Annotated in this window: 16 protein-coding genes and 1 pseudogene; 7 read left to right on the top strand and 10 right to left on the bottom strand. The window is 72.5% G+C overall.

Annotated features, from left to right (window positions below; all coding sequences use genetic code 11):
* Positions 1 to 222 precede the first annotated feature (222 nt).
* Positions 223 to 978, bottom strand: a pseudogene (locus ACFQO7_RS24860) (DUF3710 domain-containing protein); the annotation flags it as partial.
* Between the two features lie 9 nt (positions 979 to 987).
* Positions 988 to 1,443: a dUTP diphosphatase gene (gene dut, locus ACFQO7_RS24855; RefSeq protein ID WP_376808625.1), complete on the bottom strand. Its 456-nt coding sequence runs from the start codon at positions 1,441 to 1,443 to the stop codon at positions 988 to 990.
* A 181-nt stretch (positions 1,444 to 1,624) separates the two neighbouring features.
* Here dut and ACFQO7_RS24850 point away from each other — a divergent pair, with 181 nt between their 5' ends.
* Positions 1,625 to 2,068 carry a DUF3093 domain-containing protein gene (locus ACFQO7_RS24850; protein WP_376808624.1) on the top strand — a complete coding sequence of 148 codons (444 nt, stop codon included), beginning with the start codon at positions 1,625 to 1,627 and terminating at the stop codon, positions 2,066 to 2,068.
* Here ACFQO7_RS24850 and ACFQO7_RS24845 read toward each other — a convergent pair.
* On the bottom strand, positions 2,051 to 2,893 hold the full coding sequence (locus ACFQO7_RS24845; RefSeq protein WP_376808623.1) for a hypothetical protein: 843 nt from the start codon (positions 2,891 to 2,893) through the stop codon (positions 2,051 to 2,053). The genes ACFQO7_RS24850 and ACFQO7_RS24845 overlap by 18 nt on opposite strands.
* A 181-nt stretch (positions 2,894 to 3,074) precedes the next feature.
* A complete protein-coding gene (locus ACFQO7_RS24840; protein ID WP_155372233.1) occupies positions 3,075 to 3,371 on the bottom strand; it encodes a DUF4193 domain-containing protein in 297 nt (98 codons plus the stop codon).
* A gap of 343 nt (positions 3,372 to 3,714) precedes the next feature.
* Between ACFQO7_RS24840 and ACFQO7_RS24835 the strand changes: the two genes are divergently transcribed.
* Positions 3,715 to 4,245 carry a LytR C-terminal domain-containing protein gene (locus ACFQO7_RS24835; RefSeq protein WP_360529910.1) on the top strand — a complete coding sequence of 177 codons (531 nt, stop codon included), beginning with the start codon at positions 3,715 to 3,717 and terminating at the stop codon, positions 4,243 to 4,245.
* Between the two features lie 79 nt (positions 4,246 to 4,324).
* Here ACFQO7_RS24835 and ACFQO7_RS24830 read toward each other — a convergent pair whose 3' ends face one another.
* Positions 4,325 to 5,125 carry an inositol monophosphatase family protein gene (locus ACFQO7_RS24830; protein WP_376808622.1) on the bottom strand — a complete coding sequence of 267 codons (801 nt, stop codon included), beginning with the start codon at positions 5,123 to 5,125 and terminating at the stop codon, positions 4,325 to 4,327.
* Between the two features lie 236 nt (positions 5,126 to 5,361).
* Between ACFQO7_RS24830 and ACFQO7_RS24825 the strand changes: the two genes are divergently transcribed.
* Positions 5,362 to 7,044 (top strand): RNA polymerase sigma factor, encoded by a 1,683-nt coding sequence (locus ACFQO7_RS24825; protein ID WP_376808621.1) that lies wholly within the window; start codon positions 5,362 to 5,364, stop codon positions 7,042 to 7,044.
* A gap of 381 nt (positions 7,045 to 7,425) precedes the next feature.
* Positions 7,426 to 7,659 (top strand): DUF7455 domain-containing protein, encoded by a 234-nt coding sequence (locus ACFQO7_RS24820; protein WP_155373022.1) that lies wholly within the window; start codon positions 7,426 to 7,428, stop codon positions 7,657 to 7,659.
* Positions 7,660 to 7,816: 157 nt separating this feature from the next.
* Here ACFQO7_RS24820 and ACFQO7_RS24815 read toward each other — a convergent pair whose 3' ends face one another.
* From ACFQO7_RS24815 to ACFQO7_RS24800, 4 genes are all read right to left on the bottom strand, one after another.
* Complete coding sequence (locus ACFQO7_RS24815; protein WP_376808620.1) at positions 7,817 to 9,535, bottom strand: DEAD/DEAH box helicase; 1,719 nt, start codon at positions 9,533 to 9,535, stop codon at positions 7,817 to 7,819.
* Positions 9,536 to 9,720: 185 nt separating this feature from the next.
* Positions 9,721 to 10,362 (bottom strand): trimeric intracellular cation channel family protein, encoded by a 642-nt coding sequence (locus ACFQO7_RS24810; protein ID WP_376808619.1) that lies wholly within the window; start codon positions 10,360 to 10,362, stop codon positions 9,721 to 9,723.
* A gap of 88 nt (positions 10,363 to 10,450) precedes the next feature.
* Positions 10,451 to 11,392, bottom strand: coding sequence for a ribokinase (locus tag ACFQO7_RS24805; RefSeq protein WP_376808618.1), 942 nt, complete (start codon positions 11,390 to 11,392; stop codon positions 10,451 to 10,453).
* A 125-nt stretch (positions 11,393 to 11,517) separates the two neighbouring features.
* On the bottom strand, positions 11,518 to 11,763 hold the full coding sequence (locus tag ACFQO7_RS24800; RefSeq protein WP_155372228.1) for a DUF3039 domain-containing protein: 246 nt from the start codon (positions 11,761 to 11,763) through the stop codon (positions 11,518 to 11,520).
* A 149-nt stretch (positions 11,764 to 11,912) separates the two neighbouring features.
* Between ACFQO7_RS24800 and ACFQO7_RS24795 the strand changes: the two genes are divergently transcribed.
* The 3 genes from ACFQO7_RS24795 (at position 11,913) to ACFQO7_RS24785 (ending at position 14,199) form a co-directional block, all read left to right on the top strand.
* A complete protein-coding gene (locus ACFQO7_RS24795; RefSeq protein ID WP_376808617.1) occupies positions 11,913 to 12,836 on the top strand; it encodes a pseudouridine-5'-phosphate glycosidase in 924 nt (307 codons plus the stop codon).
* Entirely contained in the window at positions 12,833 to 13,747 is a 915-nt protein-coding gene (locus ACFQO7_RS24790) for a carbohydrate kinase family protein (RefSeq protein WP_376808616.1), read from the top strand. The genes ACFQO7_RS24795 and ACFQO7_RS24790 overlap by 4 nt, the downstream gene beginning before the upstream one ends.
* A gap of 92 nt (positions 13,748 to 13,839) precedes the next feature.
* Positions 13,840 to 14,199, top strand: a complete 360-nt coding sequence (locus ACFQO7_RS24785) for a DUF3099 domain-containing protein (protein WP_376808615.1) — start codon at positions 13,840 to 13,842, stop codon at positions 14,197 to 14,199.
* Positions 14,200 to 14,290: 91 nt separating this feature from the next.
* Here the strand turns inward: ACFQO7_RS24785 and ACFQO7_RS24780 are convergent, their stop codons facing one another.
* On the bottom strand, positions 14,291 to 15,025 hold the full coding sequence (locus tag ACFQO7_RS24780) for an alanyl-tRNA editing protein (protein WP_376808614.1): 735 nt from the start codon (positions 15,023 to 15,025) through the stop codon (positions 14,291 to 14,293).
* Positions 15,026 to 15,094 lie beyond the last annotated feature (69 nt).

Below are 15,094 nucleotides of genomic sequence, written 5' to 3'. Positions count from 1 at the left end.
CCTGGGTCAGTCGCGGCGCGGGCGCGGGGAGGGCTTGCGCCGCGGCGCGTCACCCGGAGCGGGGGCCGCGCCGCCGCTGCCGCCCGCCGGTGCGATCGAGCCGAACGTCGGCGTCGTGGGCGTCGGCGGCACCCGGCCCGGCACCAGCCGGCTACCGGATCCGTCGTACGGGTCGCCACCGTAGGCCCCGTCGCCGTACTGCGCCTGGCGGGGCTGCTCGACGGGCGGTTCGGGCTGGTTCTGCGCGGCCTGCCGGGCGGCGGCCTCCTCGGCCATGTTCGGCGGCAGGCGCAGCGGCAGCGCCTCCCGGACCGGGCGGGCGGTGTCGTCGCGGCGGACCGCCAGGCCCGTCAGCACCAGCGTGAGCGGACCGGCCTCGGTGACGTCGACCGCCGCCGGGCCCTGGAACACGGCGCGGACCATCCAGCGCGGGCCGTCGACCCCGATGAAGCGCAGGTCGTTGAACCCCTCGGGGGTGCGGATGCGGGCGCGCAGCTCGACGCCCCAGCGCCCGTTCACCTCCTCGGCGCCGACCCCGTCGGCGAACAGGGACTTGCGGATCTCCTCGCGCACCTCGTCCCAGATGCCCTCGGTGCGCGGCGCCGCGAAGACGCCGAGCTGGAGCGCGTTCGGGCCGTGCACGAGCGCGATCTGCTGGATCATGCCCTGCTCGCCGGCCTGCACCCGGATCTCGACCCCGTCGACGGCGGGCAGCAGCAGACTGCCCAGGTCCAGGCGGGGTGCGTCGGGGGCCTCCGAGGCGTCGTACGGGCCGTCGTCGCCGAAGATCGACGCCTCGGCAGGGAGGTGGGAGCCGTTCGTGCCGTTGGACTTCGCCGCGGGGGTGTCAGCCTCGTCGGGCTGCCAGTCCTCGCCGAGCAGCGCGGCGCGCCGGGCGGCGCGGGCGTCCACGAACTTCGGCTCCTCGGCCTTGGCGTGCCGGCCACCGCTGGCCGCACGTCGTCGCGAGAAGATCACTGTTCCTCCTCATTTCCCCGTCGAGCCGTGCCCACCGGTGCCCCGTACGGAGTCCGGCAGTTCGGCGACGTCGTGGAAGTGTGCCCGCTCCACCCGCTGCACGACAAGTTGCGCGATGCGGTCGCCGCGAGAGATCTTGGCGGTGTTCGCCCGGTCGTGGTTGATCAGCTGAACCAGGATCTCGCCCCGGTAGCCCGCGTCGACGGTGCCGGGAGCGTTGAGCACGGTCACCCCCATTTTCGCCGCCAGACCGGACCGGGGGTGGACCAATCCGACGAACCCGTCCGGCAGGGCGATGGCCACGCCCGTGGGCACCAGCCGGTGCTCGCCCGGAGCGAGCACGACGTGCTCGGCGGCGTACAGGTCCGCGCCCGCGTCACCCGGGTGGGCGTACGACGGCGGCGGCAGGTCCGGGTCGAGCCGGCGGATCGGCACCACGACGGGTGGGGTCGCAGGGGGATACAACGGTCCAAACCTCCGGGGGAAGTGACTGACGCGCACCCGTGACGGGGAGCTGCGTCTCCTTGCCTCTATCCTGCCGCGCCCGGTGGACCCGGCGGGCCCTACCCTCGATGCTGTGACACATCCAGGCAGCGGCACGGCATCCTCAGGCACAACGGCGACAGGGGGTGGCGCGGCACGGCTTGTGTCCGGTCACACCGAGCGCCTGTCCGTGCCGTGGTGGCTCTGGCTGCCGTCTTTGCTGGTCGGAGCGGTGTTGGCGGCTCAGGTCGGATTGGGCGCCGCCGGACCGCGCGGCTGGGTGGCGTACCCGGTGGTGCTGACCCTGGTCGCCGTCGGCCTGTGGCGGCTGGGGCGGATCCGGATCAGCGTGACGGAGGACGAGTTCCTGGTGGACGACGCCCGGCTGCCGCTGCGCCACGTGGCGCAGGCGATCCCGCTGGACGCCGCCACCAAGCGCGAGCTGCTCGGGCCGAGCGCCGACCCGATGGCGTTCGTGATCCAGCGGCCCTGGGTCCCCGGCGCCGTGCAGGTGGTGCTCGACGACCCCGACGACGTCACGCCGTACTGGGTGATCAGCAGCCGCCGGCCCGAGGACCTGGCCCGCGCGCTACGCCGCGTCGGCTGACCCGGGCGGCAGCGCCGGACCGCGCCGCTGCCGGCGCAGATCGTTGCGGATGTCGTCGCCGAGCCGCCGGGTGGCCTTGCGGTTGAGGTAGCTGGCGATGGCCGCGCCGGTCAGCAGCGGCCCCAGCGTGGTCAGGTTACGCCCGAACCGCTTGAGGACCATGTCGCGCAGCTGCTTGCGGGTGGCCGTGCCGAGCACCGTGGCCGCGGCCGCGCCGGGCAGCATCGGGCTGATGCCCCGGTGGCTGGCCCAGCCCTGCATCAGGCTGATCGCCCGCTGCGACGGCGTGCCCACCACCGGCTGCCCGTACACCTCGTGCAGCTCGCCGATGAGCTTGAGCTCGATGCCGACCACGCCGACCGTCTCGGTCGCCAGCAGGACCGGCGTGGACAGCAGGGTGGGCGGCACCGCCCACTCGATGGAGGCCATGCCGCCGCCGACCGCGCCGACACCCGCCGCGGCACGGGCCGCGTTGCGGATCAGGCGCTCGGCGAGGGCCTCGTCGTCGAGGCCCGGGTAGTGCCGCCGCAGCGTCTCCAGATTGCGCACCGGCACGTGCGGGGCCAGGTCGGAGACCGCCTCGGTGATCCAGTTGATCGCCTTGCGCGGCATGAACACTTCTTTGACGCCGCGCTCGCGCAGGCCCACCAGCATCCGCCCGAGCAGCTTGCGCCGCCCCGCCTTGTCCAGGTCCTCGTCGGCGAGTCCCGCCACGGCCAGGGCCAGCTCGTCGGGCCTACCCGCGGCGGCGCCGGGTGCGGCAGTGCCCGACCCGCCGGTCGATGACTCAGCGCCGCCGGGCACCTGGTCGGGGCTCGTGGTCATGGCTGGCTCCTGTCGGCTGAGACGGCATCCGGTCCACGACGGTCGTCGGGCCCGCTGCGGACCCGGACCGTGTGCGGCACGCCGCGTCCGTTGCGGCGTGCCTCGATCCGTGTACCCAGATGTTCTGCGCCATCTCACCCCATCGCGTCAAGCCCCGGAAATGCCCGGCCGGCTCACGCGCTCAGGCGCACTCGCGGCAGATCGGCTCGCCGTTGCGCTCGCCTGCCAGCTGGCTGCGGTGATGCACCAGGAAGCACCGCGAGCAGCGGAACTCGTCGGCCTGCATCGGCACGACCTTCACCGTGAGCTCCTCGTCGGCCAGGTCGCCGCCGGGCAGTTCGAAGTTCTCGGCGAGGTCGGTCTCATCCACGTCCACGCTGCCCGACTGTGTGTCGACACGCCGGGCCTTCAGCTCCTCGAGGCTGTCCTCACCGAGGTCGGCCTCGTCACGGCGCGGGGCGTCGTAGTCGGTGGCCATCGATTGTCACACTCCCAATTTGTGTACTCGTCCGTCATGCGCGCGCTCGTTGTCACTCTCAACGAGCGCGGTACTTTAGCGCGCCCGTGTGGGAGTTGTACGCTCCCGCACACGAAGTTGTTCCCGATGTGACTGAGCAGACAGCGTCATGGGGCCGTCGGGTCAGGCGAGACCAAGGTAGGGGCAGCCGCCCGCCGATCACGGTCGGCGCGCCGGGAACGTACGGCCAATTCCGGCCGTCTGTCGGGTCGCGGCCCCCGGCGGGCCGGTCAACCGATAACCTCTGGCCCATGCCGTCAAAGTGGCGGCAGCGGACCTCTGGCTCACGGGGAGCGGCACCGAGATGCAACTAGCACGAATTCGGGCGATCGCCATCATCAGCACCCTGGCGATCATCGGTATCACCCTCGCCGTGATCACGCTCAATCGTGACACGCAGAGCGAGGCTCCGGTGGCCAAGAGCTGCCCCGCGGGCTGGGTGCCCGTCGACGACACGCTGCCCGACTCCGAGAGTCAGGTCAAGATCAACGTCTACAACGCCACGAGCACCCCGGATCTCGCCCGCAACGTGGCCGCGGACTTCACCAACCGCAAGTTCAAGGTGGAGAAGACGGGCAACGAGAAGAAGGCCCAGCCGGACATCGTCGCCGAGCTGCGCTACGGCCCGAAGACGGTCGGCGCGGCCCAGCTGCTGAAGGCCTACTTCCTCAACGACGTCGAGCCCGTGTTCGACATCAAGCGCGAGAACGACACCATCGACGTGATCATCGGCGGGCAGTTCAAGCAGCTCGCCACGCCCACCGAGATGCGCCAGGCGGTCGCCGCGCTGGGCCGGCCCGAGCTGCCCGAAGGCACCTGCGCCGAGAAGCCCTGACCTGCCGCCCTCCTCGTGAGCCGAGGCCCGGCCCCACCACGTGGTGCCGGGCCTCGCCCGTCCCGGATGGCGTTGAGGGCTACGGGCCGCCGTCCGCGTCGAGTTCGGTGAGCAGGGCCTCCAACGGGGCGTGCAGGGCCGGTGGGGCCGCCAGGACCATCCGGCCCCCGGCGGGGCGGCCGGACAGGCCGGTGACCAGCAGGCCCGCCTCGCGGGCGATCAGGCCGCCGGCGGCCAGGTCCCACTCGGCCAGGCCCTTCTCGTAGTAGGCGTCCAGCATGCCCTCGGCGGCCGCGCACAGGTCCAGCGCCGCCGCGCCCATCCGCCGGATGTCGCGCACCTGCGGCAGCACGTGCGCGACCACCGCCGCCTGGTGCGCCCGCCGCTCCCGGGCGTACGCGAAACCCGTGCCGACCAGCGACAGCGCCAGCTCGGTGGCCGGCGAGCCGGTCAGCCGCCGCCCGTCCCGAAACGCCCCGTGGCCCCGCGCGGCCGTCCAGGTCTCCCCTGTCGCGGCGTTGCGCACCACCCCCGCCACGACCTCCCCGTCCACCTCCGCGGCGATCGACACGGCGTACTGGGCCAGCCCGTAGAGGTAGTTCACCGTCCCGTCGATCGGGTCGACGATCCAGCGGACCCGGCTCTCGCCGGCAATTCCCGCGCCTCCGTACTCCTCGCCGAGTACCGTGTCACCCGGGCGCCGCGCCGCCAGCGCGGCGATCACCTGTTGCTCGACCGCGCGGTCCGCGGCCGTCACGACGTCCGTGGCAGTGGATTTCGTGCCGACATCGGTGATCGCCTCGTTACGCATACGGCGGGCGGTGTCGGCCGCGTCAGCGGCCACCTGTACCGCGATATCCAGCAGTTCCAGCTCGTTCACGACCGTCCTCCTCGTCACCTGGTGCCATCCTGCCAAGGCTCCGGAGCCCGCTCGCGGACCTCCTGCGGCGTGCGCGCCGAGATGATCGCCGAGTACGGCGCTACAATTCACGCCTGCGTCGTGCCGAAGGTGCGAGGCGCATCCACACATCACACTGGCTGACCCACCGCGACGCGCCCTGCGACGCGGCCGAAGCCGCAGATTCTTGTTTGATACTCGCCTCCGGAAGGTCGTCCGTGACTGAAGCCCGCCAGATCAGCGCCGACGTTCGCTCGCTCACCGACATGCTGATCGCCCAAGCCGCAGGCGCCGGCGGCCGGCTCACGCCTGCGGATGTGGCGCGCACCGTGGAGGCTGCCGACGTCACCCCCGCCCAGGCCAAGAAGATGCTTCGCGCTCTGCTCGAGGCGGGCGTGACGGTCGAGGTCGACGACTCCGCCAACGGCCGCCGCAAGGTGGCCGCCGCGCGGGCCGCGACCCCGGCGTCGAAGGCCACCACCGCGAAGGCGGCCCCGCCCGCCGCGTCGAAGGCCGCCAAGCCGGCCGCACCCAAGCAGGCCACGCCCACCGAGAGCGGCGCCGACGCGCCCGCTCCGGTCAAGCTGGCACCGAAGGCCGCTCCGGCCAAGGCCGCCCCGGCGGCCAAGCCGGTGAAGGCCGCCGCCAAGGCCGCCCCCGCGAAGGCGGAGGACGGCGCGGAGGCCAAGGCCGCGCCCGCCAAGAAGGCCGCTGCCAAGAAGGCTGTCGAGAAGAAGACACCCGAGAAGGCCGCGCCCGCCAAGGCCGCCAAGAAGGGCGAGCCGGCCGAGGGCGACGAGCCGGACGGCGCCGACCTCTCGATCGAGGAGCTGGCCGCCGACCTCGAGGACGTCGTGGTCGACGAGCCGGTCGAGGTGGCCCAGGCCGCCGAGGCCGACGCCGCCGCGTCCGACGACTTCGAGTGGGACGCCGAGGAGTCCGAGGCGCTCAAGCAGGCCCGCAAGGACGCCGAGCTGACCGCGTCGGCCGACTCCGTCCGGGCGTACCTCAAGCAGATCGGCAAGGTGCCGCTGCTCAACGCGGAGCAGGAGGTCGAGCTCGCCAAGCGGATCGAGGCCGGCCTGTACGCCGCCGAGCGGCTGCGCCAGGCCGAGGAGGAGGGTCTGCAGCTCACCCGCGACATGCAGCGGGACCTGCTGTGGGTCTCCCGCGACGGCGAGCGCGCCAAGAACCACCTGCTGGAGGCCAACCTCCGCCTGGTGGTGTCGCTGGCCAAGCGCTACACCGGACGCGGCATGGCGTTCCTGGACCTGATCCAGGAGGGCAACCTCGGCCTCATCCGCGCCGTCGAGAAGTTCGACTACACCAAGGGCTACAAGTTCTCCACGTACGCCACCTGGTGGATCCGCCAGGCCATCACCCGCGCCATGGCCGACCAGGCCCGCACCATCCGCATCCCGGTGCACATGGTCGAAGTGATCAACAAGCTCGGCCGCATCCAGCGCGAGCTGCTCCAGGACCTGGGCCGCGAGCCCACCCCGGAGGAGCTGGCCAAGGAGATGGACATCACCCCGGAGAAGGTGCTGGAGATCCAGCAGTACGCCCGGGAGCCCATCTCGCTGGACCAGACCATCGGCGACGAGGGCGACAGCCAGCTCGGCGACTTCATCGAGGACTCCGAGGCGGTCGTGGCCGTCGACGCGGTCTCCTTCTCGCTGCTGCAGGACCAGCTCCAGCAGGTGCTGCAGACGCTGTCGGAGCGCGAGGCGGGCGTGGTGCGGCTGCGGTTCGGCCTCACCGACGGCCAGCCGCGGACTTTAGACGAGATCGGCCAGGTGTACGGGGTCACGCGCGAGCGGATCCGGCAGATCGAGTCCAAGACCATGTCGAAGCTCCGGCACCCGTCGCGCTCGCAGGTCCTGCGCGACTACCTCGACTAAAGCCAGTAAGTCAAGTCGACACTCCGCGCATATCGGGCGTTTGGTATCCACCGAACGTACAGAGATACTCACCGTGCGTACATAGACGGGTAGGCGCTCTGTTTCTGTTCGACGCGCGATCGTTGACGTGGCACTCTGGTGGGACGGCACACTGTGCAGGACGGGTCATCTCCCCGATAACCCGTCTGACCAGGTAGGCTCGACCGCTCGACGGCTGTGACCCCGGTCCCCCCGAGGCCCCATCCGGGAAGCCCTTCGGCACGGCCGGTGTTGGAGGCTTACATGGGCAACGAGCTGAATGACAATGGCGGGTTCGGCGCTGCTGGACTCGGCGGATCGACGATGGATATCAGCATCGGTGACGACCAGAGGAGGAAGGCGATGACCCAGACCCTCACGCCGCCGCCGGAAACGGTGGCTGCCCCAGCCGCCGATGAACGGTGCGACCGCTGTAACGCGGCGGGCAAATTGCGTGTGAAGCTGGCCGGTGGGGGCGAGCTGGTGTTCTGCGGACACCACGCCAACAAGTACGCCGACGACCTTGTCAAGATTGCCGTGGAAGTGGCGGCGGACCCCGAGTTCACCTGGCGGGGCGCCGACATGACGACCAAGTAACACCACAGGCTTGACCCGAAAGGGGCACCGCAACCAGCGGTGCCCCTTTCGGCGTGTCCGGCCCCGCCCCTCCCCCCGCGCAACTCTTAAAGACTTGGGCCCTCCCGCGTGTGCGGTGGGCCCAGGTCTTTAAGAGTTGCTGCAGGTGGTGGGTGGGTCAGAAGGACTGGATGGTCGCGATGCGTTCTTCGAGTTGTTCGATCGTGGCCTGGGCGCTGGGGGGGCCGCCGCACTTGGAGCGCAGTTCGGCGTGGATCTTGCCGTGGGGCAGGTTGGTGCGGTGGTGGTGGGCTGCGACCAGGGCGTTGAGCTGGCGGCGGAGGTGGATGCGGCGCTCGGTGGCGGACATGTCGCGGGCCACCGGTTCGCGCTGGGCGGGGGTCTGCTCGGCACGGTTGCGCCGTACGGCCGCCGCCTGCTCCGCCTGGCGCTTGCTCAGCAGGGCGGCCACCTGGTCGGCGCTGAGCAGGCCGGGTAGCCCCAGGAAGTCCTCCTCCTCGGGCGTGCCGGCCTGGGCGGGCAGCCCGAAGGTGGCGCCGTCGAAGATCACCTGATCGAGCTCGGCGGTGGCGGACAGCGCCTCGAACGACTTGGTCAGCTCGCCGCTGGCGTCCTCCGCCTTCTGTGCGCGCTCCAGCAGCTCGTCGTCCAGGCCGTCCTTGGCCTTGGGACCGCCGAGCACGTGGTCGCGCTCCAGCTCCATCTCGCTGGCCAGCCCGAGCAGCGTCGGCACGCTGGGCACGAAGACGCTGGCCGTCTCCCCGGGGCGGCGGGCCCGCACGAAACGCCCGATGGCCTGGGCGAAGTACAGCGGCGTGGAGGCGCTGGTGGCGTACACGCCGACGGCCAGGCGGGGGATGTCGACGCCTTCGGACACCATGCGCACCGCGACCATCCAGCGCTGCTGGGAGGCGCTGAATTCAGCGATCTTGGCAGACGCCCCGGTGTCGTCGGAGAGCACCACCACGGCCTTCTCGCCGGAGATGGTCTCGATCAGCTTGGCGTACGCGCGGGCGGTCTGCTGGTCCGAGGCGATGATCAGGCCCCCGGCGTCCGGGATGCCCCCGGAGCGCAGCACCTGCAGGCGCGCGTCGGCGGCCCGCAGCACCTGCGGCATCCAGTCGCCCTTGGGGTCCAGCGCGGTGCGCCAGGCGTGCGCGATCAGGTCCTGGGTGAGCGGCTCGCCGAGGCGCACCGCGAGTTCGTCGCCCGCGCTGGTGCGCCAGCGGGTCTCGCCCGAGTAGGCGAGGAAGATCACAGGCCGGACGACGCCGTCGGCGAGCGCGTCGGCGTAGCCGTACACCGAGTCGGCCCGCGAGCGCTGCACCTCGCCGACCCGCTCGTACGTGACGAAGGGGATCGGGTTCTCGTCGGACCGGAACGGCGTCCCGGTCAGCATCAGCCGCCGCACGGCGGGCTCGAACGCCGCCTTCACGCCGTCGCCCCAGCTGCGCGAGTCGCCCGCGTGGTGGATCTCGTCCAGGATGACCAGCGTCTTGCGGGTCAGCGTGCGCCGCAGGTGCACCTGCGGCGCCATGCCGACCTGCGCGTACGTCACGACCGCGCCGTGGAAGTCCGAGCTGGTGTGCACGTCGGCGTTGCGGAACATGGCGTCGAGCTGGATGCCCACCCGGGCCGCCGCCTGCGCCCACTGCAGTTTCAGGTGCTCGGTCGGGGCGACCACGGTGACCGCGTCCACGCTGCCGTCGGCCAGCAGCTCGGCCGCGATGCGCAGGGCGAACGTCGTCTTGCCCGCGCCGGGCGTGGCGACCGCGAGGAAGTCGGGTGAGCGCCGGCGGATGTATTCGACCAGTGCCTTGCGCTGCCAGGCGCGCAGCGCCGGGAACGACTCGGGGACGGGGCGGGCCAGCGCCACGCGGCAGCCTCCTGCTCAGACGGGGGATCGCACGAAAGAGCCCTCGGGTCGGCCACTACCGAAGGGAGGCCGGCCGGACCTCGAAGGCGGGCCCTGAGTCTATCGGCTCGTCAGGACAGGTCCGCGCGCCTGCCGACCCGAATGTGGTGAGTCGCTTTGCACACCACCCGATCCGGCGGCCGCGGTCACCCGGAATCCGTGGTCGCACCGCCGCCCAGGCGCGGCCGCGGCGCCGACCAGTGGCGGTACAGGGCCGTGATACGCACCACGAAGACCAGCAGCGCCGCGCCGGTGAAGGTGAGCACACTGCCCCAGCCGAACCGGACCAGGGACGCCACCGCGATCGCGCCCAGCAGTGACGCCACCGCGTAGATCTCCCGGCGCAGCACCACCGGGATCTCGTTGAGCAGCAGGTCGCGGACCAGACCCCCGCCGATCCCGGTCAGCATGCCCAGCAGGCACGAGCCGACGGCCGGCACCCCGGCGTCGAGCGCCTTGAGCGTGCTGGTGACCGTGAACAGGCCCAGCCCGGCCGCGTCCAGGCCGAGCACGGTACGCCGCAGCCGGTCCAGGTGCGGGTGCAGCCAGAACACGGCCAGCGAGGCGGCGATCGCGGTGGCCGGGTAGCGCCAGTCGGCGAACGCCAGCGGCGGCACCTGGTTGATCACCAGGTCGCGCAGGATGCCGCCGCCCAGCGCGGCGACGAAACCCACGAACACGACGCCGAACAGGTCGAGCCGTTTGCCGACCGCGGCGGAGCCGCCCGAGGCGGCGAAGACGGCGACCCCGGTGAGGTCCCCGATCAGCAGGGCCGACGAACTGTCCACCGGCGCAGGCTACGACGCGGTGTGCCGTACCCCCGCGCCGCCTCGCCGCCGACCACCCACCGGAACCGGCCCCACGGCACCGGCCGGGTCAGTTCTGGGGCTGGTAGGCGCGCTCGTAGAGGGCGTCGATGTCGGCCTGCAGCGGCAGGGACGAGGACGCGCCCCAGTGCTGGGCACAGGCCGCGCCCGCGGCACAGGCCCAGCGCAACGCTTCCTCGACCGGCCTGCCCTGCGCCCAGGCCACCGCGAACGCACCGGTGAAGGCGTCCCCGGCGGCGGTGGTGTCCACCGCGGCGACGGGCGGCGCGCCGACCTCCAGCCGCGTCCCGTCACGGTCGGCGTACGCGGCCCCGGCCGCGCCGAGGGTCAGCACCACCCGCGGCACCGAGGCCAGCAGGTTCGCCATCAGTTCGGGCACGTTGTCGGCCCGGGACGGGTCGCGGCCGCCGTCGAGCCCGGCCAGCGCGGCGGCCTCGGTCTGGTTCACCACCAGCACGTCCACCAGGGCCAGCAGCTCGCTCGGCAGGGCGCGGGCAGGGGCGGCGTTCAGCACGAAGGCCGTCCGGCCCGCGCGGGCGGCCACGGCGGCCTGGACGACCGTCTCCAGCGGGATCTCCAGCTGGCAGAGCAGCACGTCGCAGCTCTCGATCAGCTCACGGTCGACCGCGTCCAGCTCGGTGAACTGCGCGTTCGCTCCGGGCGCGACGACGATGAGGTTCTCCGCGGCGGCGTCGACGGCGATCAGCGCCACACCGGAGGGCCCGGCCATCCGGCGCAGCCCGTCCAGCTCCACGCCGGACGCGGCCAGGCAGCCCTTGAGCTCGTCACCGAAGGTGTCCAGGCCGACCGCGCCCAGGAAGTGGCACCGGGCCCCGGCCCGGGCGGCGGCGATCGCCTGGTTGCCGCCTTTACCGCCGGGAACGGTCGAGAATCCGTCGCCGAGCACGGTCTCGCCGGGGCGCGGCAGGGTGGGCGTCGCCACCACCAGGTCCATGTTCGCGCTGCCCACGACGACCACGCTCGCGGTCATGCCCGCTCCTCGCTGCGCCCGCGGGCGCTACGACCTGACGGAGCCCGCAACGCGGGCTCCTGGCGGCGCGCCGAGACCCCCGTGCCGCACGGCCCATCCGGCCGTCCGTCGGCGCGCGAGCCGGATCATTCGGAGAGGTTCTCGTAGATCTCTTTGCACTCCGGGCACACCGGAAAACGGTTCGGGTCTCTGGTGGGCACCCAGACCTTGCCGCACAGGGCACGCACCGGCGTTCCCTCGATCATGGCTTCGAGCAGTTTGTCCTTGGGCGCGTAGTGCGACAAACGCTCGTGGTCGCCCTCATCTAGGCGATAGTCCGTCGCAACGCGCTCATCAAGGATGGTGCTGGGGTTCGTCACTGGTGTGGTCACCCGAACATTGTCTCAGGTCACCGGCTGGCAGCCCAGCCTGATATCCCGACGTGCTGGTACGAGCCCTGACCCGCACCCGCGTCCGGCCGCCGGCTGAGAGGCCGGACGCCGCGGCCGCCGGAGGCGGACGTCGGCAGCCCCGTAAGCTCATGATCGTGACTGGTGTGAGCATTCAGCTGGGTGACGAGGTCAAGGCGGCGCTGGCCGCCGGGCAGCCGGTGGTGGCGCTGGAGAGCACGATCGTCTCCCACGGCCTGCCGCGACCGGACAATCTGCGCGTCGCCCGCGAGATCGAGCAGGTGGTACGCGACAACGGCGCGGTCCCGGCGACGATCGGCATGGTCGGCGGCCGGCTGGTCGCGGGGCTCGACGACGCGGCGCTCACCCGCCTGGCCACGGGCGAGAACGTGGCGAAGCTCTCGGTGCGCGACCTGGCCATCGCGGCCGCGCTCGGCGCCGACGGCGCGACCACGGTCGCCAGCACGTCGGCGATCGCCGCCGCGGCCGGGATCGGCGTGTTCGCGACGGGCGGCCTGGGCGGGGTGCACCGCGAAGCCGCGCAGACCTTCGACGAGTCCGCCGACCTGTGGACGCTCGCGCAGACGCCGATCGTGGTGGTCTGCGCCGGGGTGAAGTCGATCCTGGACGTGGGCGCGACCCTGGAGCGCCTGGAGACGCTCGGCGTCGGGGTGGCCGGCTACCGGACCGACCGCTTCCCGGGGTTCTTCATCCGCGACAGCGGGTTCGGCGTGGACTGGCGGCTGGACTCCCCCGAGCAGATCGCGGCGGCCATGCGCGCCCAGCGCGACCAGGGCGTGCACCGCGGCGCGCTGGTGGTGGCCAACCCGCTGCCCGAGGACGAGCAGCTCGACCGCGGGCTGCACGACCGCACCCTGGCCGAGGGCCTGGCGATCGTGGAGCGCGACGGGGTGACCGGCAAGCGGGTCACGCCGGTGCTGCTGTCGCACTTCCACGCAGCGACGCAGGGGCAGAGCCTGGCGGTCAACGTACGCATCATCCTGCGCAACGCGGCGCTGGCCGCGCAGATCGCCGTCGCGGCCGGGCAGCAGTGATCCTCTCCGTCGGAGACCTGGTCACCGACGTGCTGGCGGTGCTGCGGGCGCCGCTGGCACAGGGCTCGGACACCCCGGCGACGGTGCACGTCGCCGGGGGCGGCCAGGCCGCGAACACCGCCGCGTGGCTGGCCGCGCTGGGCGCGCCGGTGACCTTCGTGGGCGCGGTCGGCGACGACCAGGCCGGTCGCGACCGGCTGGCCGAGCTGCACCAGGCGGGCGTACGCACCCAGGTGAGCGTGCGCCCCGGGGCGAGCACCGGCAGCATCGTGGTGCTGACGCACGGCGGCGAGCGCACCATGATCAGCGATCGGGGCGCGAACCTGCTGCTGGCCTCCGCCGACGTGGACGCCGCCATCGCCCAGGGCGCGTCGCTGCTGCACCTGTCCGGATACACCCTGCTGGATCAGCCGTCCCGCCCGTCCGGGCGCTACGCGCTCGCCTCGGCCCGCGCGGCGGGGCTGCGCACGTGTGTCGACGCCGCCTCGGCCGCGCCGCTGTACGCGGTCACCACCGAGCTGATCGAGGACGGGGTGACGGGTCACCCGTTCCTGGACTGGGTACGCGGGGTGGACCTGCTGCTGGCCAACGCCGACGAGGCGACCGCGCTGGCCGGCCCCGGCGACCCGGCGGACCAGGCGCTGCGGATGTCGTACGCGATCGGCGGCGACGTGGTGGTGAAGCTCGGTGCGCACGGAGCGCTGTGGGCCGGCCCGGCCGGCGTGGTGCACGTCATGGGCGACCCGGTGCCGATCGTGGACGCCACCGGCGCGGGCGACGCCTTCGCCGCGGGCCTGCTGGCCGCCTGGTCGGCCGGGGCCGGGCAGCACGACGCCCTGCTCGCGGGCTGCCGCCTGGGCGCTCGCGCGGTCGGCATCGTCGGGGCCCGCCCGCCCCTGCCGTCGGCCTGACCCGTGGCGTCCGGCACGGTCCGCGGCCCGCTGTCGGCATGCCGATCGGAGGGGAGCAGGATGGAAGAGTTCCCCGGCTATCAGGAGGCATCGTGAAGAGGCAGGCGGACCGCCCGGCGCTGATCACCGATGCGGCGGAGAGCCCGGAGGTCGAGCTGCGCCGCCGCGAGCGGCGATACATCTTCATGATGCTGCTGCGCGCGGGCTGCCTGATCCTGGGCTCGGTGCTGGCCATGCTGCAGGTGCCGCTGCTGTGGCTGTGGCTGCCGTTGTGCGGCCTGGGCATGGTGCTGCTGCCCTGGCTGGCAGTGATCCTGGCGAACGACCGCCCGCCCAAGGACGAGCACCGCTTCAAGCGCTACCGCCACCACACGGTCCCCACCAACGCGCTGCCCGCCCAACCCGCCGGCCCCGTCTACGAGGGCACCATCGACGACGACCCCCGCCCCTGACGCCCCTCCCGCCGCAACTCCTAAAGAGTCGCGGCATCCCGGCCATCCGGAGGCCGCGACTTTTCAAGAGTTGCGGCAAGGGGCGGGTGGGTCAGGCGAGGCGGACGCGGACGCGGCGGTTGGCCTTGCCCTTGGACTCGACCTTGACCACCTGGAGTTTGCCGATCTGGGCGGTCGAGGCGACGTGGGTGCCGCCGTCGGCCTGCACGTCCAGGCCGACGATGTCGACGATGCGGATCTCCTGCTCGTCGGCGGGGATCAGGTTGGACTGGGTGCGGATGATGTCGGGCAGGGCCAGCGCCTCGTCCCGGCCGAGCACCTTCGTCACCACCTGGCGGTCCGCGCCGACCTCGGTGTTGACCAGCTCCTCCAGCCGCGCCTTGAAGTCGGCGGGCACCTCGGGCAGGTTGAAGTCCATCCGGGCCTCACCCGGCTCCATGTTGCCGCCCGTGACCAGCGCGCCGAAGTCGCGGAACACCACCCCGCACAGCACGTGCAAGCCGGAGTGCGTACGCATCAGCAGGGTGCGCCGGGTGTCCTCGACGGCTCCCGCGACCTGCGTGCCGACCGGCGGCACCGGGTCTCCCTCGGCCGGGATCAGCCACAGGTCGTCGCCCTTGCGGGTGCCGGTGATCCGGGTCTGCACGCCCTGCCAGAGCAGCACGCCGTGGTCCGGCGGCTGGCCGCCGCCGCCCGGGTAGAAGGCCGAGCGGTCCAGCACGATGCCCTGTTCGGCATCGGCGGCCAGCACGGTGCAGGTCCAGTCGCGCAGGGTCGGATCGGCGAGGTCGAGGCGCTCGGTGCGCCCGTGGTGTGTGACGCCCATGACCCCGCAGTCTAGGCGTCACCGGCCGCGCCTTGTCGGGCGACGCGACCGGTGACGCCGGTGCGACGT

The sequence above is a fragment of the Catellatospora aurea genome (genome assembly GCF_042663325.1).
Classification (GTDB): Bacteria; Actinomycetota; Actinomycetes; order Mycobacteriales; family Micromonosporaceae; genus Catellatospora; species Catellatospora aurea.
The sequence above is the reverse complement of the archived record's forward strand: the minus strand, read 5'-3'. Positions and strand labels throughout refer to the sequence as shown.